This window comes from uncultured Cellulomonas sp., from assembly GCF_963527515.1.
In the GTDB taxonomy this organism is placed as follows: domain Bacteria; phylum Actinomycetota; class Actinomycetes; order Actinomycetales; family Cellulomonadaceae; genus Cellulomonas.
The window spans coordinates 76,173-99,670 of sequence record NZ_CAURTV010000002.1 but is presented as its reverse complement, the minus strand read 5'-3'; the positions used below and the strand labels follow the sequence as shown (position 1 = coordinate 99,670).

Here is a 23,498-nt window from a genome sequence, read left to right as displayed (position 1 = left end):
CGAGCGATCGCTGTGGGGGCGTGTCTTCGCCACCCGCCGAAGTTGTTTGCGCCAGCCTCGCCCGGCGCCCGATGGGGGTGGCGAGAGGAGCGGCGCGTCATTTCCCTCGGCGGACTGGCGACCTCCTCTCAACGACGACCATGCCGCCGTGCTCCGCGTAGCAAACGGGACGTCTGAACGTGCGCGCAACCGCTGTTTCACGTGAAACAGAGGTTCGCGATGGCAGGTGGTCAGGCACGTACGGGGCAAAGGGTCGCTACACCGGCTGGGTGGGCTCAAGGCGTGATGCGTCATGCGTGCGCGATGGTGACGGGTCCCGACCTGAGAGGCACCCGACGAAGCGCTCCGCTGCGGCCGGTCGATGTCGGGTTTGGACGGTTCTCCTCGACTCCAGGGCCATGCGACGGCTGCGCTCGCGGGTGGCCGCGAGCTGGCGGGCCCCGCGTCAGCCGAGCAGCCGACTTGAAAGGTGTCGCACGGCGTCACCTGTACGACGCGAAGGACGAACCGGTTGGATCCGCCTCGAGATGGCTAGGCCTGGGACTCTCGCGGAACGACCCATCGGAGGCGGCAGCGTAGGGCGATCAGGCAGAGAGCGCTGGCTGAGCCCGGTTCAGGAGCGTCGGGCAGCGTTGTGTTTCACGTGAAACGGAGGTGAGTCATGCAACGTCATGCCCCTCGGCGGGGCCGACCGGGCCAGCGATGAGACGATCGCTGCCGTTGGGCTCGGAACCACACACCGGGCCAGCGAACAGACGATCGCTGCCATTGGGCGCGGAACCGCACCCGCGAGCGGGCAGCGGGAAGTCTGCGGCCATCGGGAGGCACTTAGACGTTCGGAGTCAAGGTCCCCGACCAGAGTTTCTGTTCCGAGGCGCCTCGGGTGGTCGCAGCGGACTGCGCGTGTACTACCCGATCGACATTCGCGAGCACGCGTCGCCGGCGCGGTGTGTGCTACGGCGCGAACCGATGGCCGACGCCTGCGACGACTCGAGGAGCGGGCCGACCGTCGTCCGGCAGCCGACGACCCCACGGCACCCACGCGGGACGTTGCACTGGCAACGACGCTGAGCCGCAGCCAGGTCCGGCTCAGGCCCTGACAAGGCAGAGCTCATCTGAGGGCCACCTTCTCATTGGAGGCACCACTCCCGCGGGATCCGACTCCCTCAAGCCGCTGGCTACCGCGGAGTGTGGCGCGGCTATACCTGGAGCCCGGAAGATCCGGCGCCGCGTGGACGACGGGCCTTCGGCAGGCCGAACGTTTCACGTGAAACGACCCGCCATCGCTGATCAGGGCCTCGGCTCGATGAGCACCTAACCGGGGCGAGACTCACCTCCTCGCCCACGCCCCGAACCTCGATTGCCGACCAGTCCCGGGCGGGAGCGACTGACGACAGGAGGTGCACCCCTCGCGGATTGGAAGGGCGGGATTGCGGCCCTCCGAGAGAGGCGCGGGTGAGCACGCAAGGACCTTCGGGAGTTCCGGTGGTGAACCGAGCACGCCGCAAGGGGAGAAGGGAACTGGACGCGACGGTCGAGGCGCGTGGGGACCCGCTGATCGGCAGTTGGGGCTGGGCAGTGATGCGGAAGCTGTCACGTGCTCGAGCTCTGAGCCCGCCGACTGCTTCCGAGTCCGAGCTGCCCGGGTCCTGCTACCCCCGCACTGCAGCGGAACTCCGGTTCCCGGAGACTGCGCGGGGCCCTGGTACTCGGAGACTGCGACGAGACGCTGGTGCTCGGAGACTGCGACGGGTCCCTGGTGCCCGGAGACTGCGACGGGTCCCTGGTGCCGGAGACTGCGACGGGTCCCTGGTGCCCGGAGACTGCGACGGGTCCCTGGTGCCCGGAGACTGCGCCGGGACCCTGGTGCGGAGACTGCGCCGGGACCCTGGTGCCCGGAGACTGGGGCGGGACCTTGGTGCCCGGAGTCTGGGGCGGGACCTTGGTGCCCGGAGTCTGCGGTGGGGCCTTGGTGCCCGGAGACCGGATTCCAGGAACCTGGAACCTGGGGACCCGCGGCCCGGGGACACGGCGCCCGGAACGCGCAGCCCGGAGCCAGGACCCTGAACATGCGGGCGTGCGACGTGATGCCGAGAGTTCGTGGTGCCGCTGCCATGCGTGCGGGCGGCGAGTCGGGGTCGCTCAGACCGTGCGACTGCCGGCTCCTCCGAGGCTTCGCAGAGCTGCGATGGCGACTGCGCCGCCGTGTCCCGACGGAGGCACGTGCTCAGCGAGACCGGGAGATGCAGCGACTCGTGCAGCGCTACGCCCGGCGCGCCAGCCCCGGGGTCTCGGATCTGACTTCCCGGCTCGAAGAGTCCGCAGGTGCCCACCTCAAGTTCCTCCTCCGCCTTGGCATCGACCGCCGTGGTGGAGCGACATCGACGACCCGGAGCCGACTGCCTGTATGAGGAACTGATGTCGGCACAGACCACCGCATCCGTCGGCCCTGCAGTTGGCGCATGCGCATGTTCCACGTGAAACCACGTGTTCCCGCACCGACGTTCGGCGACTGACGCAGCGCCGTCCCGTCGACCTGCCCGCTGCAGGCGAGTCCTGCCGGAGCCCATGGCACCCGATCTGGTGCAGGCGTCGACGAACGTACCTGAGCGAGCGGCGGGGCAATCCGGCACACGCCTGGGGATGAGGGGAACGAGGCCAGCAGCGCACGGTACCGTAGGGCCGCGCCGAGGCAGGTCTGTCGGACGCGCGACGGCTCAGGTGCATGACCAGAGACGCTTCAGAGAGTCGTTTCACGTGAAACCAGGGGGCCCGACAGTGACGGAAGCTCAGTCGGGAGTCGCCGACCGAGTGGACCCGCTGGATGGCGACTCGCGCCTCGAGCCCTTCTTCGGCTTGGCGTGGCCTGCCGTGCTGGGTTTCCATGACCTGCTCGTCGCGCAGGGCGAGCTCCGGGGTCTGATCGGGCCGCGTGAGCTCTCGCGGCTGTGGGAACGGCATCTGCTCAACTCGGCCGCGGTGGTCCCGTTCCTGCCGACCTCTGGTCGGATCATCGACGTGGGTAGCGGGGCGGGTCTGCCAGGGATCGTCGTGGCGGCGATGATTCCGGGCGCCGAGGTGGTCCTGCTCGAACCGATGGAGCGACGGACGGACTGGCTCAGCGAGGTGGCCGAGGTGCTGAAACTCGAGAACGTCGTGGTGCGGCGGGGACGTGCTCAGGACGAGCACGGCTCCCTGCGGGGAGACGCCGTCACAGTGCGAGCGGTGGCGTCGCTCGACAAGCTCTACCGCATGACGATGCCGCTGCTGGTGCCCGGTGGTGCGCTAGTCGCGCTGAAGGGCGGCAGGGCGGAGCAGGAGATCGACGCGGCCAAGCACGTGGGCCGCAAGCTCGGGGCGGGAACGGCGTCGGTCGTCGACGCTGCCACGATCGAGGGAGTCGAGATGACGAGGGTGGTCCGCGTCGTACGGGAGGCAGTGCCTGGTGTTCGGTAGGAAGAAGCGTCGGAACGAAGAGACCGAGAGTAACCAGGTCGTCGAGGAAGTCGCCGGCACGAGTGGCGCCATCTCTCCGGCGTGGGCTCCAGAGCAGGCTGCTGGGGCGCAGCCCGAGGTGTCACCAGCGACGCTCCATACCCTGAGCCCACAGCTGGCCACACCGACCGCGCCGGTCGAGCAGCCGTCCGTACGGACCCAACAGCCGACCACACCGACCCAGCAGCCCGCCGTTCCGACCCAGGAGCCGACCGCACCGACCCAGCAGGCGTCCGCGCAGGTTGAGCAGACGTCCGTGCCGGTCGAACTTCCCGCCGCTCAGCCGCCTCTGGGCCACGCGCCGGTCGCGCATCCCTTCACGCCGAACGACCGGCCGACGCAGTCGACCGCTGGTCCGCCGCCTGCTGCTGCCTGGCCGGCCGCGCCGACCACACCCACCGAGCAGCCGGGAGGTCAGCCGCCGAAGCCCGCGCCGGTTGTCGCGCCGGCCACGCAGCTGACCCAGCAGAGCACTGCCGAGCCGACCCGGCCGACCCAGGCGACCTCGCAGAACGCCGCGCAGCCGACCCGGCCGACCCAGTCGACCCCGCAGAACGCCGCGCAGTCGACCGCGCCGGGCGCCGCATCGCAACAGAGCGAGGCCGTGCACGAGAGGGCGCCGCAGTCGTCCTCCCAGCAAGCCACGCCGGCCGCCCCGGAGTCACCGACGCAGGAAGCCGCAAGCGGGGCGTCCCCAGAGTCCGCTCCGGACCCGACCTCCGACGGCGGCGCGAGCCCGGCCCGCACCCGCCGGAGCACCAAGCCCGTCCCGGTCAGCGCGGGTGAGCCGTACGTGCCGACCATGGCAGCTCCGGCGGCATCGGAAGCGGCGGGCGACGCCGTTCCACGTGAAACATCGCCGAGTGAGGCACGGACCGAAGGCTCCGCGGGTTCATGGGATGACCAGGACGTTCCCGCTGGTCAGGGCGACAGGCTTACGGAGGCGGCGGCCACCCTGTCGGCGCTCGCTGACAGTGCGCAGGACGCGCACCAGCACGGCGACGGAAGTTCAGCCGAGGTGGCGGTCGACCATGACACCATCACGCCCATGGCGCCGCGACACGACCTCGACCCCGAGGACAGTCGCCGTGCCGCCCTGGTCGACAGCCTGCCGGCAGTCTCGGACGACACCCCGCTGATGGCCGAGCTGAAGCAGGACGCGCGGCGCCGGATCGAGCTGCGGGGACGTCGGTTCCCGCGTCCTCCGCAGACGCGCGTCATCACGGTGGCCAACCAGAAGGGTGGCGTCGGGAAGACCACGACGACGGTCAACCTGGCAGCCGCACTGGCCCAGGCGGGTCTCAACGTGCTGGTCCTCGACAACGACCCGCAGGGGAACGCCTCGACGGCGCTCGGGGTCGAGCACCGGGCGGGCACCCCGTCGATCTACGAGGTCCTGGTCGACGGCGCACCGATGGCGGACGCGGTCCAGGAGAGCCCGGACGTGCCGAACCTCTGGTGCCTGCCGGCGACGATCGACCTGTCCGGCGCCGAGATCGAGCTCGTGTCGATGGTGGCCCGGGAGACCCGCCTGCGGAACGCCCTCGACGCGTACCTGGACGGACGGGTGGCCAGCGGGCAGGAGCGGATCGACTACGTCTTCGTCGACTGCCCGCCGAGCCTGGGCCTGCTGACGGTCAACGCGTTCGTGGTGGCCCGCGAGGTGCTCATCCCCATCCAGTGCGAGTACTACGCGCTGGAGGGACTCAGTCAGCTGCTCAAGACCATCCAGCTGATCCAGGCGCACCTCAACCCGCGGCTGCACGTCTCGACGATCCTGCTCACCATGTACGACGCGCGGACCAACCTCGCGCAGCAGGTGGCGACGGAGGTGCGTACGCACTTCCCGGAGCGGACGTTGCGCACGACGGTGCCGCGCTCGGTGCGCATCTCAGAGGCGCCGAGCTACGGCCAGACCGTGATGACGTACGACGCGGGATCGTCCGGTGCGCTCGCCTACCTCGAGGCAGCGCGCGAGGTGGCGGAGCGGGGAGCCACCGACCTGACCGACAGCTACACCGACGGGACGTCGTCGAACGGCGACTCCCACCACGCAGACCATGAGAACGGGACGGCTTCGCCCGTCCTTCAGGAGGAACAGTGAGCGAGAAGCGACGCGGGCTCGGCCGGGGTCTCGGGGCCCTCATCCCCACCGGCCTGGACGGCCAGCGGCCCACGGGTGCCGAGCGACCGGTGGACGTGTTCTTCCCTGACCGGGAGCGGGAGAACGGTGAGGCGGCGGCAGCAGCCGCTGCAGCGAACGGTGAGGCGGCCGCAGCGGCTGCCCAGAACGGCGTGGCGACCGCCACGCTGACTGAGGAACCGCCGGTGGACGCCACGGACTCGGCACCGGAGGTCACGGAGCCCGTCGTCGAGACGGCACCCCCGAGCGCACAGCCTGCCGCGCCGGACGACGGCCTGGTTCCCGTCCCGGGCGCGCGGTTCGCCGAGCTGCCGGTGGGGGAGATCCGTCCCAACCCGAAGCAGCCGCGCACCGTGTTCGACGAGGACGCCCTCGAGGAGCTGGTCGGCTCGATCCGGGAGGTCGGCGTCCTCCAGCCGATCGTCGTGCGCGACGCCGGTGACGGCTACGAGCTGATCATGGGCGAGCGGCGGTGGCGTGCCACGCAGGCCGCGGGTCTGGCGACGATCCCGGCGATCATCCGCGAGACCGGTGACTCCGACCTGCTGCGGGACGCGCTCCTGGAGAACCTGCACCGGTCCGAGCTGAACCCCCTCGAGGAGGCTGCCGCCTACCAGCAGCTGCTCGACGACTTCGGGTGCACGCACGAGCAGCTGGCGACACGCATCCAGCGTTCACGGCCGCAGATCTCGAACACCCTGCGCCTGCTCAAGCTGCCGCCGCTGGTGCAGCGTCGGGTGGCGGCCGGGGTCCTGTCTGCCGGCCATGCCCGCGCGCTGCTCGGCCTCAACGACGGCGCGGCCATCGAGCGGCTCGCCCAGCGGATCGTGGCGGAGGGCCTCTCCGTGCGCGCGGTCGAGGAGATCGTGTCGCTGGGTGGGGACGCGGCTCCCGCGGCGCGCAGGGCGGCCCCGCGAGCGGGTGTGAAGAACGAGGCGCTCGACCACCTCGCTGCCCGGCTCTCCGACCGGTTCGACACCCGCGTCAAGGTGAGCCTGGGCAAGTCGCGCGGCCGCCTGACGGTGGAGTTCGCGTCGGTGCAGGACCTCAACCGGATCCTCGCCAGCCTCGCGCCGGAGGACCCGGGCCTGCTCAAGGGCTGAGGCGTACAGGAGAGAACGGATAAGTTGTACAAAAATGTCAGCGAGTGAGTGCGGCGTCCACGAGTGATCGGTAGAGCGCCCCGAGCGAGAGCCCGGCGGCCTCGGCCGCCTGCGGCAGGAGCGACGTCTCGGTCATGCCCGGCGCCACGTTGACCTCGAGGAACCACACGGTTCCCTCGTCGTCGACGATCAGGTCGGTGCGGGAGAGCCCGGTGAGCCCGAGGGCCTGGTGCGCGAGCAGCGCGGCCGCGGCGACGTCGCCGGCCGCGCGTGCGGAGAGCCGGGCCGGGGCGAAGTACTCGGTCCGGCCGGGGTTGTAGCGGGCGTCGAAGTCGTACGGTCCCTCGGTCACGATCTCGACGGCGGGGAGCGCGACCGGCCCGTCACCGGTGTCGACCACGCTCACGGCCACCTCGGTCCCCGCCACGGCCCGCTCCACCAGGGCGGTGTCACCGTAGGCGAAGCAGTCGACCATGGCCTGCGGCAGTGCATCGGGGCTGGTCACGAGCGTGACGCCGAGCGCGGACCCGCCGCGGGACGGCTTCACCACCACCGGCAGACCGAGCCGGTGGACGATGGCGTCGAGGACCTGCCGCGCGCCGAGCTCGCGGAACAGCGACTGCGGCAGGGTGACGAACTCGGGGGTGGCCAGCCCGGCGCGGGCGGCGACGGTCTTGGCGATGGGCTTGCTCCAGGCGATTCGGCTCTCGCGCGGCCCCGTGCCCAGCAGGCGCAGCCCGAGCATCTGGACGACGTCCCGCACCGACCCGTCCTCACCGCTGGTGCCGTGCAGGAGCGGCCACACGAGGTCGGGCTGCAGCTGCACGAGCGCCGGGACCAGGTCGGCGTCGACGTCGTGGACCGAGACCTCGACCCCGACGGAGCGCAGGGCGTCGGCCACCCGGCGGCCGGACCGCAGCGACACGTCACGCTCGTGGGACAACCCCCCGGCCAGGACGACGACGCGGGGGGACGGGGTGACGGTCACGGTAGGAGGACTCCGATGGCGAGGTGGGGCAGGAGCGTGTCAGGCGACATCGGGCCCCGGCTGCTGCACGTCGCCGTGACCGGCCGACCCGGTGGTGCCGAAGAGCTCCACCAGCTCCCGCTCGCCCGCGACCACCCCGGCGAGCCGGCGCACGCCCTCTCGGATGCGCTCGGGCGTCGGGTAGCAGAACGAGAGGCGCATGTGGTCGGCGCCGGAGCCGTCGAAGTAGAACGCGGTGCCCGGCACGTAGGCGACCCGAGCGGTGACGGCACGCGGGAGCATGTCCTTGGCGTCGAGACCCTCGGGCAGGCGGACCCACGTGTAGAAGCCGCCGTCAGGAACGTTCCACGACGCCTCGGGCAGGTGCTCGGCCAGCGCGGCGACCATGGCGTCGCGCCGCTCCCGGTACTGCTCCCGGTAGGACTTGATCTGGCCCTTCCAGTCGCAGGTGGCCAGGTAGGTGGAGATCGCGATCTGCGACGCGTTCGACGGGCACAGGATGGCGGACTCGCTGGCCAGGACCAGCTTCTCCCGGACGGCGTGCGGGGCGACCACCCAGCCGACGCGGTAGCCGGGCGCGAACGTCTTGGAGAACGAGCCGAGGTAGAGCACGCCCTCGTCGTCGAGGGAGCGCAGGGCGGCGACGGGCTCGGAAGAGAAGCCGAGCAGGCCGTAGGGGTTGTCCTCGAGCACCAGGACGCCGTACCGCCGGGCGATCTCGAGGATCTGCGGTCGCCGCTCGACGGAGAGGGACACCCCCGCAGGGTTGTGGAAGTTCGGGACCGTGTAGAGGAACTTGACGCGCCGACTCTCGCGGGCGAGCGCGGCGAGAGTGGACTCGAGCGCGGCGGGGATGAGGCCGTCGGCGTCGATGGGGACGTGCACCACGTCGGCCTGGTAGGCGCGGAACACGCCGAGCGCGCCGACGTAGGAGGGGGCCTCCGCGACGACGACGTCGCCCGGGTCGATGAAGATGCGAGTCACCAGGTCGAGCGCCTGCTGCGACCCGGTGGTGACGACGACGTCGTCGGGGTGCGCGTCGATGCCCTCGAGGGCCATCACGTCGAGGATCTGCTCACGCAGGGTCTCGTCGCCCTGCCCGGAGCCGTACTGCAGCGCCTGCAGGCCGCGCGTGGCGACGACGCGCTGGGCGAGGTCGCCGAGGACGTCCAGCGGCAGACCCTCGAGGAACGGCATGCCCCCGGCCAGGGAGACCACCTCGGGCCGGTTGGCCACGGCGAACAGGGCGCGGATCTCGCTGGACCGCATGCCGTGCGTGCGCTCGGCGTAGGCGCCGAGCCAGGGGTCGAGGCGCGTGCCGGTGCCGGCGGCCGAGGACGTGGGGGGGCCCGACGTCTCGCCGTCGGGAACGGGGTGCGCAGTCATGCACGTGAGTTTGTCACGACCGGACCCCGGAACAGCGCAAGGTGTCAGACGGCGGCGAGCACGCTCTCGATGTCCTCCGTGATCATCGACTTCGGACGCGCCCCGATGACGGACTTCACCAGCTCACCGCCGGCGTAGAAGTTCAGCGTCGGGATGGACACGATGCCGTAGTCGCCGGTGACCTGGGGGTTCTCGTCGGAGTTGAGCTTGACGATCTTGACCCGGCCGGCGTACGTCGTGGCCAGCTCCTCCAGCACGGGGGCCACCATGCGGCACGGTCCGCACCAGGGCGCCCAGAAGTCGACGATCACGGGGATCTCCGACTCGAGCACCTCGCTCTGGAAGGTCGCGTCGGTGACGGGGGTGGTGGCGCTCATCGGATCTCCTGCGCGTAGGACTCGATCGGGGGGACCGGCGCCACCAGGTCGCCCAAGGAGGCGAGGAAGTGCTGGGCGTCCAGCGCGGCGGCGCACCCGGAGCCTGCGGCGGTGATGGCCTGCCGGTAGGTGTGGTCGACCAGGTCGCCGCACGCGAAGACGCCGGTGAGGTTGGTGGCCGTGGACCGGCCGATCACCTGCACGTAGCCCTCGTCGTCCAGGTCCACCTGGCCCTTGACCAGCTCGGAGCGCGGGACGTGGCCGATGGCGACGAAGACCCCCGTGGCGGGGTGCTCACGCGTCTCGCCGGTGACGGTGTCGCGCAGGGTCACGCCGGTGACCTTGTTCTCGCCGTGGATGCCGACGACCTCGCTGTTCCAGGCGAACTCGATCTTCGGGTCGTTCATGGCGCGGTCCGCCATGATCTTCGAGGCGCGCAGGTGGTCGCGGCGGTGCACCAGGGTGACGCGCTTGCCGAAGCGGGTGAGGAACGTGGCCTCCTCGACGGCCGAGTCGCCGCCGCCGACCACGATGATGTCCTGGTCGCGGAAGAAGAACCCGTCGCACGTGGCGCACCACGACACGCCGCGGCCGGACATGCGCTTCTCGTCGTCCAGGCCCAGCTCGCGGTACGCGGAGCCGGTCGCCAGGATGACGGCACGAGCCTGGAACGTCTCGCCGTTGAGCGTCTGGATCGTCTTGATGTCACCGGTCAGGTCCAGCGAGGACGCGTCGTCCCACAAGACCTCGGCACCGAACCGCTCGGCCTGCTTCTGCAGACCCTCCATCAGCTCGGGACCCTGGATTCCGTCCGGGAAGCCGGGGAAGTTCTCGACCTCGGTGGTGTTCATCAGCGCGCCGCCGGCGGTCACGGAGCCGGCGATGACCAGCGGCGCCAGACCGGCACGGGCCGCATAGATCGCCGCGGTGTAGCCGGCCGGACCGGATCCGACGATGACGAGGTCGCGGACGGTGGTGGACTGCTCGGTCACGAGACTTCCTTGCGGTTCGGCATGCCGGAGGTGATCCGACGGGGCTGTCGGGTCAACCGATCCTAGGCGGGTTCTGTTCCTGCGCCCGCCTACGACAGGGCGATCTCCGTCAGCTCGAGCCGGAACCCGCCGTCCGCCGCCGTGGGCAGCTGGGTGACCCACAGGACGAGCGACTGGGTCTCGGTGGCGGGGTCGAGCGTGAACACCGCGTCCGGCCCGAACGGTCCCGACGCCAGCACCTCGCCGGCGGTGGGGTTCGCGGCGTCGGTCGCCCGGATCTCCACGTTCCCGCCCGTGCCGTTGGCGTGCAGGGTCACCGTGCTCACGGTGGTCGTCGTGGTCAGGGTGACGGCGTATCCGACGGCGTCCTTGAACCCGGCGAAGTCGTCCCGCTTGTAGGTCATCGTGTACCAGAACGTGGCGGGGTCGCTGTCGTACGCCTTGGCGACGTCCTCCTGGTGCTCGCCGTCGGCGTCGGACGGGTCGATCGTCGTGGCGGACGCGATGACCGGCGCACCTCCGACGGGCGGGGCCGGCTGCTCGGGTGCGGCGGCGTCGGTCGGTGGCACGGCGGGTGCGGAGGCGCTCGGCGTCGGGTCGGGGTCCGCCGCGGCCGTGCCGGGGTCGATCGACGCGAACAGCGCCCGGAACGCGAGGATGACGCCGACGACCACGACCACGACGACCACGACGAGCACCATCGCCGTCGGGTCGAAGCGTCGCTTGCCGGGTGCCTCGGGCTCGGACCCGATGACCTCGCCGAAATCGAATCCCGACAGGGGGGTCGGGGGCGGCTCACCGAACGGTCCGGTGGGGTGCGGGCTCACCCGGGCGACCGGGGGCACCGAGGACGGGGTGGCGACCGACGACGTCTGGGACACCGGCCGGCGGACGACGGTCGGCAGGACCGGGGGCGGCAGCGGCTCCGGGGCGGGAACGGGCGTGGGAGGCGGCGGCATCGGCACCCCGGACGGCGGCGTCGCGACGTCGGCGGGACCGGCACCCAGCGAGCCGGCCCGCGAGGGGGTGGCCGGCGGGGGTGTGCCGGGACGGTTGGCCCCGGGCGGGTCCTGCTGCTGGAACGCGGTCCGCACGGACTGGCGCTGCACCGTCACGGGGGCGGTGTCCTGGTCGTTGTCCTCGGGCACGGGGACGCCTCCTCCGGGTGCCGCGGCACCTGTGGGCGGGAACTGCGCGGTGACGGCGCCACCGGGCGTGGCGGGATCGGCGACCGCCGCCCTGATCTCCCCCCACGGCTCGAGCTCGCGGACCAGCTCGGCGGGGCTGTGCGGTCCGTCCTCGTGGGGCCCGAGGGTCACCACGCAGAGCGTGTCCAGGTCGTTGGGCACACCGGGGACCAGGTCGGCAGGGGCGACCGGGGCGCCGTTGACGATCGGTGCCGGCGGCAGGGTCTCGCCGCCGGGGGTCTGCGGCGCGCGCGGGTCGGCGGGCCACAGGCCGGTGAGGGCGGCGTAGAGCAGCCGGACCAGTCCGACGGCGTCGGCACGGCTGGTCGATCGGGCGTCGCCACCCGAGTCCCCGAGCAGCGCGGCGTCCAGCGCCAGTCCACCCAGCAGCACGCGGCCGTCCGGGCTGACGTGCAGCACCGACGGGCGCAGCGCGAGGTGGTGGACACCGCGGCGACGGGCCACCTCGAGGGCGGCCGCGGCCTCGCCGACGACGGCGCGGGCCTGCTCCGGGGTGAGCGGTCGCTGCGCGACGAGCCGGGCCAGGGACGGTCCGATCCGCTCCTCCGACACCACGTAGCCGTAGCCCTCGTGCGTGCCGACGTCCAGGACGCGGACCAGCCGGGAGTCGGTGACGAGGGCTGCCCGGCGGGCGGCGTCCAGGGCGGGTGCGACGGCACCGTGCTCGAGGATCCGCACGCGCACGGGTCGGTCGAGGATCTGGTCGGTCGCCTGCCACGCGCTGGCGCCCTCGAGGTCGGAGACGACGGGGGACAGCACGCGGTAGCGGCCCGCGAGCACCGTGCCTCGTCCGACGACCTCGCTCACCAGCACCTCCGCGACCCTCACCTGCGCACGCGCATCCGCACGGCCAACCTGCATGCTAGACGGGCGGACTCATCTGCGTCCCCCGCGCAGGCGTCGGACCACCGGCGCGACCAGCTCGTCCAGCTCACGGACGCGCAGCGCGCGCAGGCAGCCGAGGTACACCAGACCCATCACGGTGCCGACGACCGCGCACTGCAGGACCGACGCCACGAAGTCGGTGGACAGGCCGAGCCCGAGCAGGCGCAGGACCCCGTACCCGACCGCGGCGGACACCAGGGCGGCCAGCGTCGCGCGGACCAGCACGCGCAGGACCCGGGCACCGTCGATCCCGCCGAGCCGCCGGCGCAACCGCCACTGGGCGACCAGCGCGCCGACGACGTACGAGACGCTCATGGCCGCACCGGCACCGGCCACCCACAGCGAGGGCCTCAGGAACATCTGCGAGAGCATCGCTCCGGCGACGACGACGGCCGCCATCACCACCTGGATCGGCACCATCGACCGCGCGTCCTCGTACGCGTAGTACGCGCGCTGGAACATCGACCAGGCACCGAACGCGGGCAGGCCGACGATCATCGTCAGGACGACCGTGGAGACCGCGTCGGCCGACCCCTCCGAGGCGGTCGCCAGCACGACGCGGGTCAGGGGCAGCGCGAGCACGGCGATGGCGGCGGTCGCGAAGATCGTGAACACCCCCACCACCCGCAGGCCCGACGAGAGCGTCGCGCGCACCCCCGGCAGGTCGGCGTCGCTGGCCTGGCCCGAGAGGCGGGTGAACAGGGCGGTGGCCAGGGACACGGTGACCAGCGAGTGCGGGAGCATGAAGACGAGGAACGCGACGTCGTAGGCCGCGGGACCGGCCACGGCGGTGGCGGCGGAGCCGTCCGCGACGGCGGCGTTCGGCGCGGCGGAGGCGACGCGGGAGACGACGAGGTAGCCCAGCTGTCCGATCGCCAGGCCTGCGAACGTCCAGGTGGCGACCGTCCCGGCGGCGCTCAGGCCGGACCCGCGCAGACCCCAGCGCGGCCGGTAGTGCACCCCGGCACGGCGCAGCGACGGGATGAGGACGACCGCCTGCGCGACCACACCGAGGGACGCCGCGGCGGCCAGGAGGGTGGTCTGCCCGGCGGTCCAGGTGGAGGCGTCGACGACGTCGGAGGTCTTCCACCCGCCGAACAGCGCGATGAACACCCCGAACCCGGCGATCGCCACGAGGTTGTTGACCGCCGGCGCCCACATGTACGGACCGAACGAACCGCGCGCGTTCAGCACCTGGCCCAGCAGCGCGTAGGCGCCGTAGAAGAACAGCTGCGGGATGCACCAGTAGGCGAACGTCGTGGCGAGCGCCTCCTGCGTCGGGTTGCCGAAGTCCGAGTACAGGCCGACGAGGTAGGGCGCGAGGAGCGTGAGGACCAGCGTCGCGCCGGCGAGCAGGACGAACCCGAGGGTGAGCAGGCGGTCGACGTACTCCTGCCCGGCCTTGCGCTTGTACGCGCGCACCACCTGCGGGACCAGGATGGCGTTGAGCACCCCGCCGGCGAGCAGCATGTACAGGACGTTGGGCAGCTTGTTGGCCACCGCGAACGCGTCGGCGGCCTGGCCGGTCGCCCCGATCGCGGTGGCCAGGACCATGCCGCGCAGCAGGCCGAGCACGCGGGAGACCGCGGTGCCGGACGCCATGAGTGCGGCGCCGCGGCGCATCCCGTCGTCGGTCACCTGGACTCCACCGGCTCGTCAGGGGCTGTGCCGCCGAGCACGGGGAGCGAGGTCGGGGCGTCGGCCTCCGCCTCCGTGCGGGCGCCGCGGCGTGCGCTCTGTCCCCGGCGGACGGTGCGGACGATGCCGAGCACCAGGCCGATCGCCAGCAGGATGCCGACCACGACGGTGCCGATGCCCTCGATCGTCGGGGCCAGCTGCGCGGTGAACTGCACGGGCGCGGACACGGCCAGCCCGTCGGTCGCGGTCAGGTGCGCCGTGACGACGACGGAGCAGTTGGCCTTGGCGTACAGCGGGACCCGGACGGCCGTCTCGCTCTGCGCGTCCACGCTCACCGGGTCGACCTCGCCGACCTCCAGGCACGCCTTGCGCGGGTTGACGTCGAGCAGGACCGTCGCGGGGACGGCCAGGGCGTTGCGCACGACGATGACCATGTCGCTCTGGGCGCCGATGACCCCGACGTCGCTGACGTGGGCGATGCTCAGGCCGGTGGTCCTCGCGTCGACGGCGTCGACGACCGAGGAGACGAGGGCGTCGCGCCGGCCCGGGGACTCCCGCCAGGCCACCGACAGCGGCGCGAGGACCTCCATGTCGAGGCCGTCCAGCAGGGTCGCGGGGTCGCTGGTGACACCGGCGAACGCGACCGCGCGCGACCGGGCGTCCCCCAGGGCGGAGACGCTGCTGGGTGCCAGCTCGGTGTCGTCCGTCGCGGCCGTGGGCAGCGTCGCCCGCGCGTCGGCGCCGGAGGAGCGCAGGAGGGTCGAGGCCGGCGTGAGCCGGACCCACGGCGTGCCGGCGAGGGCGCCGGCCAGCGCGGTGACGGTGGCCTGGTCGGGTTCCCAGCCGCGGTCGGGGGCGAGCAGCAGGTGCGGCTGGTCGGTCTCGCTCTCGCGCGTGATGACGGCCAGCTCGGCGAGCGCGCGCTGCACGGTCGACGCCGGCGTCGCCGCGGGATCGACCTTCCGCGGTTCGGTGAGCAGCGAGGTGAGGACGGCGTCGGGCCGCAGCGCGGTGACCGCTCCGGCGGACGTCTGGACCCGGGCGGCCGCGTCCGGCGTCCGGCGGGCGTCGTCGTCGACGACCGGGGGGACCACGATCACCGACGCGTCGACCTCGGAGGTCAAGGCCGCGGTGGCCTGGTCGGGCAGCCCGGGGCCGGGCGCCCACAGCACGCCCGACGTCGTGGTGAGGCCGGGCACGCCGGTCTGCGCCGCGTGCGCGACCGCGAGGTCGACGAGGTCGGGTCGCTGGGCGTGCGCGGCCGCGGCGATGTCCGGGTCGGACCACGGGAGCGCGACGACGTCGTGCGAGCGCAGCTCCTCCGTCAGCGCGGCCGCCCAGGCTCGGGTGCTCGGGGTCCCCACGGAGGCCGCGTCGAGCAGGGCGGGATCCACCGCGACGCCGATGCCCGGCGCGGCGGCGATCGCGGCCGTCAGCGCGCGCAGCCGTCCGCCCGAGGCGGTCTGGTCGTCGAGCTCGGCGACGGTCGTCTCGTCCGGAACGACCCGGCCGTCCTCCGCGCGCGCCGGTGTCGACGGAGGGCCGACCATCGGCACCAGGACGGAGACGGGCGTGCGTGGGACGTCGTCGGTGGTGAGCCAGAGCAGGAAGGTCGGCTGCAGCCCCACCCGGCGCGAGCCGTCCAGCGCCTCCACCGCGAGGCCGCGGGGACCCCACGTGTCGGCACCGTCGAGCAGCCCCACCTTCGCGGCCGGGACGGGGAGCTCGACCGCGACGCTCGCCCCCGGCAGCAGCGGTTCGGCCACCGGTGCGGTGGCCAGCGGGATGCGGCTCAACCGGGTGGTCCCCGCCGACGCCCACGCGTCGACCTCGGCACGCGAGCTGACGCGGAACCGGCTGATCCGCAGCACGGCGCTGGGCCGGTCGATCGTCTCGTCGCCGTCGTTGCGCAGCGTCGCCCGCACCAGCAGGTCCTCGCCCGGTCGCAGGACGCTCGGCGAGACCTCGGTGATCCGCACGGAGACGTCCAGCTCGGGGTCGTCGGTGGCCGTGGCGGACGCGGGGCCGGCGAGGGGCAGCGCGAGCAGGAGGGCTCCGGCGACGGCCAGGGTGGCGCGCAGCGCCCGACGTCGCAGGGCGCGCAGCGCCCGACGTCGCGGGGCGTGCAGCGCCCGACGTCGCGGCGACCGGGCGGTCATGCCTCGCCGACGAGCACGACGAGCGCCGCCTCGGCGAGCCTGCGTTCGTTCGGGTAGGCCAGCACGCCGTGGAGCTCCGCCACCGGCACCCACGCGGCGTCCTCGGCCTCGCCGTCCGGGTCGCCCTCCACGGTGAGGTCTCCTCCGGTCGCGCCCAGCAGGAAGTGGTGCACGACCTTGTGCACGCGGCGGTCGTCGCCGCTGAACCAGTAGTCGATGACCCCGAGGCGGCGCAGGACCTCGCCGGTGATGCCCGTCTCCTCCGCGATCTCGCGGACCGCGGCCTGCTCGGGCGTCTCGTCGCCCTCGAGGTGGCCCTTCGGCAGGCACCACTCGAGCCGGCCCGCGCGGTTGCGGCGCGCGATGACGGCGGCGTGGTCGACGCCCTCGCGCCGGCTCACGACGATGCCGCCGGCGGACGTCTCGTCCACCACGGGCAGGGGCGTCGGCGGGACGCGCAGGAGCGTGTGCCGGGGGTCGATGCGCAGCGGGTGCCCACCTGGAGGCGCTGGGACGCCCCCGGGTACAGGTGGACGCGCCGGGCTCGACATATCGACACTGTAACGACTCGGGGCGCACCCTCCGGCCCGGCACGTCTGGCAGGCTTGGACGAGTGCCGCCCCTCGATCCGCCCGCCAGTCCCGAGCCGTCCGACCTCAGCGCCGCCCTGGTGACGCTGCAGAAGCGGGCGCTGGGCGTGCTCGCCGGACTGCCGGCCGACGCCCTGGAGCTCGGCGGGCTGTTCGCCGCCGCCGGCCACGAGCTCGCTCTCGTCGGCGGCCCGGTGCGCGACGCGTTCCTCGGCCGGACGTCCGCCGACCTCGACTTCGCCACCTCCGCGACGCCGGACGAGACGGAGGCGATCCTGGCCCGCTGGGGTGACGCGCACTGGGACATCGGCAAGGAGTTCGGCACCATCGGCGCCCGCCGGTTCGCCGGCCGCCGCTCCGCGCTCGCGGACGACGTGGTCGTCGAGGTCACCACCTACCGGTCGGACGAGTACGACCCCACGTCGCGCAAGCCACAGGTGGCGTTCGGCGACTCGCTCGAGGGTGACCTGTCCCGCCGCGACTTCACGGTGAACTCCATGGCCGTCCGCGTGCCGGAGCTGACGTTCGTCGACCCGTTCGACGGGCTCACCGACCTCGCCGCCGGCGTGCTGCGCACCCCCGTGGACCCCCGGCAGTCGTTCGACGACGACCCGCTGCGCATGATGCGCGCCGCCCGCTTCGCCGCTCAGCTGGGCTTCGCCGTGGAGCCCGCCACGCGTGCGGCGATCGTGGCGATGGCCGACCGGATCGCGATCGTGTCCGCGGAGCGCGTGCGGGACGAGCTGAGCAAGCTGCTGGTCTCGGCGCAGCCCCGGCTCGGCCTGGAGGTGCTGGTCGACACCGGACTCGCCGAGCATGTCCTGCCTGAGCTGCCGGCGCTGCGGCTGGAGATCGACGAGCACCACCGCCACAAGGACGTCTACGAGCACTCGCTGATGGTGCTCGACAAGGCCATCGCCCTGGAGACCGGTCCCGACGGCGCGGTGCCCGGACCCGACCTGGTGCTGCGGCTGGCGGCGCTGCTGCACGACATCGGCAAGCCGCGCACGCGCCGGTTCGAGGAGGCGGGCGGCGTCAGCTTCCACCACCACGAGATGGTCGGCGCCAAGCTCGTCGCCAAGCGGCTCAAGGAGCTGCGGTTCGACAAGGCGACCGTCCAGGCGGTCGCGCGGCTGACCGAGCTGCACCTGCGCTTCCACGGGTACGGCGAGGGCGCGTGGACCGACTCGGCGGTGCGCCGGTACGTCACGGACGCGGGCCCGCTGCTGGAACGGCTGCACCGGCTGACGCGGTCGGACTGCACCACGCGCAACCTGCGCAAGGCCGCCCGGCTGTCGGCGGCGTACGACGACCTGGAGGAGCGGATCGCCCGCCTGCGGGAGCAGGAGGAGCTGAGCTCGATCCGGCCCGACCTCGACGGCACCCAGATCATGGAGATCCTGGGCCTGGCGCCGGGGCGCGAGGTGGGCGAGGCCTACAAGCACCTGCTCGAGCTGCGCATGGAACGAGGACCCCTCGGTCCCGACGCCGCGCGCGAGGAGCTGCTCAGCTGGTGGTCGGCGCGGTCCTGACCACCAGCAGGCACACGTCGTCCTCGTGGTGGGCACCGACGAGCGTCTTGACCAGCAGGTCCCGCACCATCGCGGCGTCGGCGCCGTCGGGCGTGGCCGACAGCTCGGCGGAGAGGGCGGCGATCCCCTCGCGCAGCCCGCGGTCGCGGCGCTCGACCAGCCCGTCGGTGTAGAGCACGAGCATCGCGCCGGCGGGGACGTCGACGGTCGCCTCGGAGCCGTCCGGGGACAGGCCGATGGGCGTGGACAGCCCACCGTTCAGCACCTCGATCCGGCCGTCGGGCATGCGCAGCAGCGGCGGCGGGTGACCGGCCCGGGCGTAGGTCACGACGGCTCCGTCACCCGTCGCCTGCCAGCGCAGGTACGCGCACGTCGCGATGTCGGCGATGTCGAGCCCGCGCACCAGCTCGTCCGCGCGCGCCAGGACCTGACCCGGCGACGAGCCCTCCCACGCGTAGGACCGCAGCAGCGAGCGCAGCTGGCCCATCGCCGCGGCGGCCCGCAGGTCGTGGCCGACGACGTCGCCGACCGCCAGACCGATCGCGCCGTCCGGCAGCGGGAGCACGTCGAACCAGTCACCGCCCACCTCCGCGTGCCGGGCCGACGGTACGTAGGCAGCGGCGACGTCGAGCCCCGGGATGTCCGGGATCTCCGGCAGCAGGCTGTGCTGCAGGGTCAGCGCGGCGGTGCGCTCCGCGAGGAACAGCCGGACGTTGTCGAGCGCCAGCCCCGCACGCCGACCCAGGTGCGCCGCCGTCACGACCGCGCCCCCGGTGAACGGCTCGACGGAGACCAGGGTGAGCACGCCCAGCACGCGGTCGCGGGCCCGCAGCGGCACCACCATCGCCTCCCCGAGCCCTAGCCGGTGCAGCAGGGCGAGCTGGACGGGGGTGGTGCGTGCGGGCAGGGAGTCGATGTCCACGGGGAACGGCGTCGCGACGAACCCGGGGCTGCTGGCCAGGGCCTCGGCCACCGTGGGGGACCCGGACAACCAGGTGAGGTCCTCGTTGGCCAGCGCGCGGGCCGCGTCGCGTTCGTGCGGGTCGCCGGCGACGAGGTGCACGCGGGAGAACCGGCCCCGGTCGTCCGTGATCGCGACGAAGCCCCAGGTGGCGAGAGCCGGGATGGCGGTGTCGCCCAGCGCGTCCACCGCGTCGTCGTAGTCCAGGTGCTGGGCCAGCTCGTCGCTGATCCGGGCCAGCAGGTCGAGCCGTGCCGTCGTCTGCTCGACCAGGTCCAGCTCGAGATCGCGCTCGCGGTCGGTGTTCACCCGGTCTGTGACGTCCGCCTGGATGCCGACGTGGTGCGTCACCCGGCCGGTCTCGTCCACCACCGGGCTGATCACCAGCTGGTTCCAGAACGGGGAGCCGTCGCGGCGGTAGTTGCGGATGACGGTGGCGACGGTCCGGTGCTCGTCCAGCGCGGTGCGGATGCGCGACACGGCGATCGGGTCGGTGTCCGCGCCCTGCAGGAACCGGCAGTTGCGGCCGAGCGCCTCGTCCGCCGGGTATCCGGTCAGCCGCGTGAACCCCTGGTTGACCCAGACCAGCGGCAGGTCGGGGAGCGTGGCGTCCGCGATCGACATGGCGAGGTCGCTGGCGAGGACCGCGTCGAGCGGGAGCTGGTTCACGAGACCACCTGCGCGGCGGGGGCTTGGACCAGGAGGGCCCGCCGGGACGCGGACCCGTAGAGCAGCGCGAACCCGGCGTACCCGACGGCGAGCACCAGGAACAGCCCTCGGGAGTAGCCGGTGTCGGGCAGGGTGACGGCGCCGAGCGCGGCGGCGCCGACGAACGCGGCGTTGTAGAGGACGTCGTAGAGCGCGAACGCGCGGCCGCGGAACGCGTCGTCGGTGTCCCGCTGCACGATGGTGTCGACCGCGATCTTGGCGCCCTGCGCGGCGAGGCCGAGGGACCCGGCGGCGACGAGCACGGCCGGCCTGCTCGCGGACGCGACGAGCAGCAGCTGGCTCACCGCCGCGAGCCCGAGGCAGAGCACGATCCACGAGTGCGGACCCGTGCGCGGCGACAGCACGGGGGTGAGCACCACCGCGAGCACGAAGCCGAGCGCCGACGCCCCGAGCACCACCCCGAACGTCCGCAGCCCCTCGTCGGCATCCGCCGGGTCGGACAGCAGGTTGCGGGCGATGAGGATGCTGGCGATGAACGTGACGCCGTACAGGAACCGGTGCGCGGCCATGATGCCGAGCGCGCGGGCCGGGGTCCCCCGCTGGAGCAGGTGCCGCGCACCGGCCACCAGGCCGTGCGCGAGGCTGCTCAGCGCAGCCTTCATCTGGCGGGCGTCGGCACGCTCGTCGGGACCCAACCGGTCCTTGCCCAGCCGGGTGGCCAGCGCCGAGGCGGTGGCCATGACCGTGGCGGCGAGGAAGAGGGCGGCCGCGTCCCGGCCCCGCCCGGCGGGGAGCACGAACCCGAGGACGAAGCCCGTCGCGCCGCCGACGCCGGCCGCCGCGGCGCCCAGGGTCGGGGTGAGCGAGTTCGCGGTGAGCAGGAGCGGACCGTCGACCGTGCGGGGAAGCGACGCACTGAGCGCCGAGAGCAGGAACCGGTTGATCGAGAGGTTGACCAGCGCCAGCACGTAGACCGCCGGTCCCACCCCGTCCGTCACCATGATCAGCGCGATGACCACGGTGATCACGACGCGCACCAGGTTGCCGACGAACAGCACCTGCCGGCGTCGCCACCGGTCGAGCAGGACGCCCGCCCACGGGCCGACGATGGTGAACGGCAGCAGCAGCACAGCGAAGGCCGTCGCGACGCCCGTGGCGGTGCTGGCGTTCTCCGGCGAGAAGAAGAACAGCGTGGCCAGCCCGACCTGGAACATGCCGTCGGCCGCCTGGCTGACCAGCCGGACGGCGAACAGCTTGCGGAAGTCCTTCAGAGGCCAGAGGGCCTTGAGGTCGGCGATCACCTGCACCGTGTCATCCTCGCACCCAGCACGGACCCACCGACCCAACCCCGGAGCACCCCTGCGTCGTGGAAGGAGTAGTGGCCGCGATGACGGGAGAGCGATGACGAGGCAGTGGGAGCCCCTGCTCGAGCAGGTGGTGCGGGAGCGGTACCCCGCGCTGCTCGCCCGCGCACTGCTGCTCGTGCGGGAGCGGCACGCCGCGGAGGACCTGGTCCAGGACGCGGTGGTGTCGGCGTTCTCCGGCCGGGCCAGGTTCACGTCCGTCGAGCACGCCGAGGGCTACGTCCGCCGGGCGATCGTCTCCCGGTTCATCGACGGCACCCGCCGCCGGGGCCGCGAGACAGCGGCGCTCGGGCGCATCGCGGCGCGACCGGAGCCGGTCGCCGACGACCTCGCCGACCTCGGCCTCACCGGCGAGCTCGAGCTTGCGCTCGCCGCACTGCCGCCCCGGGAGCGCGCGTGCGTCGTCCTGCGGCACCTCGACGACCTGTCCGTGCGCGAGACCGCCGACGTGCTCGGCCTGAGTGAGGGGGCCGTGAAGCGGTACGTGTCCGACGCCGTCCGGACCCTGTCCTCCCGCCTCGACGTCAGCGTCCCCAGCGACGACGCGACGACCGTCCTGCTGACCGTGAACGAGGTGGACCGTGGCGCGTGACCTGCACGAGCTCATGACCGACGCGCTCGCCCGGGCCACCGGCGCGCTCGCGGACACCGCCGACGACACCGACCGGGTCTCGCGGATGCGCGCGGCCGTCCGGCGTCGGCGGGCGACCCGGGCCGCGGTCCGCGGGACGTCCGCGGCGTGCGTGGCGGTGGTCGTGGGAGCGACCGCGTGGTTCGGCCTGCGCGCGGTGGAGGACCCGACGCCCGCCGTGACGCCGTCGCCGACGGTCACGGAGCCGGCGCCTTCTCCGACGCCGACAGCGACGCCCACACCGAGCACCCCGCAGACGGTCCTGCTCCCCGGCCTGCCAGCGATGCCCGCGGCCACCCGGGAGATCATCGCCGCGGCGACGCCCGGGTGGGTCCTGCTCCGGTACGCCGGCCCGGTCTGGCCGGGCGAGGGCCCGGCGGACGCAGCGTTCGAGCAGCTGCCCGGGTTCAACGCCCTCGTCCTGGCGTCACCCGAGGGCGAGCGGTTCCACGTCGTCGACCTCCCGCTCGACCTCTGGGTCGGCATCGACCGCTGGGTCGCCGGCATGACGACGGCCGACGTGACGGTGTGGAGTGCTGAGTCAGCACAGTCCTGGGGGACGATCGACCTGCTGACGGGGGACGTGACGACGACCCCCGCCGTCCCGGCCGGGGTCATGGTCGGGTGGGCGCGATCAGGTGAGCGCATCGTCCTGTCGAACGAGGTCGAGGGGAGGGTCGGTCAAGGGACCGTCGTGGCCGTCGACCGACTCGGGGCTGCGAGGAGCCTCACCACCCGGTTCCTCACGGACGCGCAGCATGCCCAGCTCGACCCGACCGGTCAGAGGGTGGTGCTGCACGACAGGGCGCAGGACTGGGTCGGGGTCGTCGTCGACGTCGCGACCGGGGAGGCCTGGACCCCTGGGGGAATGCCCTGGCCCGGGTGCACCACGACCTCGTGGATCGACGAGCGCTGGGTCCTCGTCCAGTGCCAGGAGGATCCCGTGGCCCGACCCACCTACTGGCGTGTCAACACCGACCCCACCGGCGAGCACGCCGTCCCCGTCCTCGGTGCGGCGGAAACCTATCCCCAGGGTGACGGCGTGCCGACCGGCGACGGCGGCGTGGCGTTCACGGGCAGTGGCACTGGTGACTTCGACACCTGCAGAGGCAGCCTGTACGTGTGGTGGAGCTCGACCGACTCGACTGAGCGACTGGACACCGACAGCCCGGACGACCCCGTGGTGCCGTGGACCGGTACGGGCGGCGACGTCTACGCCACGACGATGCCCGTCTGCGTCGACGTCGCCATGCCAGCGCTGAGCCGCATCGTCGCCGCCACGGGAGCCACGACCAGCCTTCTCCCGGTCGACTGGATGTCGCCCGTCTCCGGCGCGATGGAGTCCTTCGCCGTAGGCGTCGCACCCTGACCCAACCT

17 protein-coding genes are annotated in these 23,498 nt (G+C 72.9%); 6 read left to right on the top strand and 11 right to left on the bottom strand.

From position 1 onward, the window contains the following. Nucleotides 1-2,721 precede the first annotated feature (2,721 nt). Nucleotides 2,722-3,456 (top strand): 16S rRNA (guanine(527)-N(7))-methyltransferase RsmG, encoded by a 735-nt coding sequence (gene rsmG, locus RYN42_RS01270; protein ID WP_315093047.1) that lies wholly within the window; start codon nucleotides 2,722-2,724, stop codon nucleotides 3,454-3,456. Between the two features lie 453 nt (nucleotides 3,457-3,909). Here the strand turns inward: rsmG and RYN42_RS01265 are convergent, their stop codons facing one another. Continuing rightward, nucleotides 3,910-4,299, bottom strand: a complete 390-nt coding sequence (locus tag RYN42_RS01265) for a hypothetical protein (protein WP_315093046.1) — start codon at nucleotides 4,297-4,299, stop codon at nucleotides 3,910-3,912. A 244-nt stretch (nucleotides 4,300-4,543) separates the two neighbouring features. Here RYN42_RS01265 and RYN42_RS01260 point away from each other — a divergent pair, with 244 nt between their 5' ends. Beyond that, the gene (locus tag RYN42_RS01260) at nucleotides 4,544-5,599 is read left to right on the top strand and encodes a ParA family protein (protein WP_315093045.1); all 1,056 of its coding nucleotides are present in this window, start codon (nucleotides 4,544-4,546) and stop codon (nucleotides 5,597-5,599) included. After that, entirely contained in the window at nucleotides 5,596-6,741 is a 1,146-nt protein-coding gene (locus RYN42_RS01255; protein ID WP_315093044.1) for a ParB/RepB/Spo0J family partition protein, read from the top strand. Before RYN42_RS01260 ends, RYN42_RS01255 begins: the two co-directional genes overlap by 4 nt. 37 nt (nucleotides 6,742-6,778) lie before the next feature. On the opposite strand, the gene RYN42_RS01250 is transcribed toward RYN42_RS01255, so the two are convergent. The 8 genes from RYN42_RS01250 to RYN42_RS01215 form a co-directional block, all read right to left on the bottom strand. Continuing rightward, nucleotides 6,779-7,729 (bottom strand): D-alanine--D-alanine ligase, encoded by a 951-nt coding sequence (locus RYN42_RS01250; RefSeq protein ID WP_315093042.1) that lies wholly within the window; start codon nucleotides 7,727-7,729, stop codon nucleotides 6,779-6,781. A 39-nt stretch (nucleotides 7,730-7,768) separates the two neighbouring features. Continuing rightward, a complete protein-coding gene (locus RYN42_RS01245) occupies nucleotides 7,769-9,115 on the bottom strand; it encodes a PLP-dependent aminotransferase family protein (RefSeq protein WP_315093040.1) in 1,347 nt (448 codons plus the stop codon). A gap of 44 nt (nucleotides 9,116-9,159) precedes the next feature. Beyond that, nucleotides 9,160-9,492 carry a thioredoxin gene (gene trxA / locus RYN42_RS01240; protein WP_315093038.1) on the bottom strand — a complete coding sequence of 111 codons (333 nt, stop codon included), beginning with the start codon at nucleotides 9,490-9,492 and terminating at the stop codon, nucleotides 9,160-9,162. Next, nucleotides 9,489-10,484: a thioredoxin-disulfide reductase gene (trxB, locus tag RYN42_RS01235; protein ID WP_315093037.1), complete on the bottom strand. Its 996-nt coding sequence runs from the start codon at nucleotides 10,482-10,484 to the stop codon at nucleotides 9,489-9,491. Before trxB ends, trxA begins: the two co-directional genes overlap by 4 nt. Before the next feature lie 89 nt (nucleotides 10,485-10,573). After that, nucleotides 10,574-12,499 carry a hypothetical protein gene (locus RYN42_RS01230; protein WP_315093035.1) on the bottom strand — a complete coding sequence of 642 codons (1,926 nt, stop codon included), beginning with the start codon at nucleotides 12,497-12,499 and terminating at the stop codon, nucleotides 10,574-10,576. A gap of 69 nt (nucleotides 12,500-12,568) precedes the next feature. Then, nucleotides 12,569-14,215: a murein biosynthesis integral membrane protein MurJ gene (gene murJ / locus RYN42_RS01225; protein WP_315093033.1), complete on the bottom strand. Its 1,647-nt coding sequence runs from the start codon at nucleotides 14,213-14,215 to the stop codon at nucleotides 12,569-12,571. Next, nucleotides 14,212-16,374, bottom strand: coding sequence for a DUF6049 family protein (locus tag RYN42_RS01220; protein WP_315093031.1), 2,163 nt, complete (start codon nucleotides 16,372-16,374; stop codon nucleotides 14,212-14,214). Before RYN42_RS01220 ends, murJ begins: the two co-directional genes overlap by 4 nt. Further along, complete coding sequence (locus RYN42_RS01215; RefSeq protein ID WP_315093029.1) at nucleotides 16,371-16,925, bottom strand: NUDIX hydrolase; 555 nt, start codon at nucleotides 16,923-16,925, stop codon at nucleotides 16,371-16,373. The genes RYN42_RS01220 and RYN42_RS01215 overlap by 4 nt, the downstream gene beginning before the upstream one ends. 119 nt (nucleotides 16,926-17,044) lie before the next feature. Here RYN42_RS01215 and RYN42_RS01210 point away from each other — a divergent pair, with 119 nt between their 5' ends. Then, nucleotides 17,045-18,496, top strand: coding sequence for a CCA tRNA nucleotidyltransferase (locus tag RYN42_RS01210; protein WP_315093108.1), 1,452 nt, complete (start codon nucleotides 17,045-17,047; stop codon nucleotides 18,494-18,496). On the opposite strand, the gene RYN42_RS01205 is transcribed toward RYN42_RS01210, so the two are convergent. Further along, a complete protein-coding gene (locus tag RYN42_RS01205) occupies nucleotides 18,471-20,126 on the bottom strand; it encodes a SpoIIE family protein phosphatase (protein WP_315093026.1) in 1,656 nt (551 codons plus the stop codon). The genes RYN42_RS01210 and RYN42_RS01205 overlap by 26 nt on opposite strands. Beyond that, complete coding sequence (locus RYN42_RS01200) at nucleotides 20,123-21,433, bottom strand: MFS transporter (protein WP_315093024.1); 1,311 nt, start codon at nucleotides 21,431-21,433, stop codon at nucleotides 20,123-20,125. Before RYN42_RS01200 ends, RYN42_RS01205 begins: the two co-directional genes overlap by 4 nt. A 94-nt stretch (nucleotides 21,434-21,527) precedes the next feature. On the opposite strand from RYN42_RS01200, the gene RYN42_RS01195 reads away from it, so the two are divergent. Together RYN42_RS01195 and RYN42_RS01190 are read left to right on the top strand one after the other, a co-directional pair. After that, nucleotides 21,528-22,082 (top strand): sigma-70 family RNA polymerase sigma factor, encoded by a 555-nt coding sequence (locus tag RYN42_RS01195; RefSeq protein ID WP_315093023.1) that lies wholly within the window; start codon nucleotides 21,528-21,530, stop codon nucleotides 22,080-22,082. Then, nucleotides 22,072-23,490: a hypothetical protein gene (locus tag RYN42_RS01190; protein WP_315093021.1), complete on the top strand. Its 1,419-nt coding sequence runs from the start codon at nucleotides 22,072-22,074 to the stop codon at nucleotides 23,488-23,490. Before RYN42_RS01195 ends, RYN42_RS01190 begins: the two co-directional genes overlap by 11 nt. The last annotated feature ends 8 nt before the right edge of the window (nucleotides 23,491-23,498 follow it).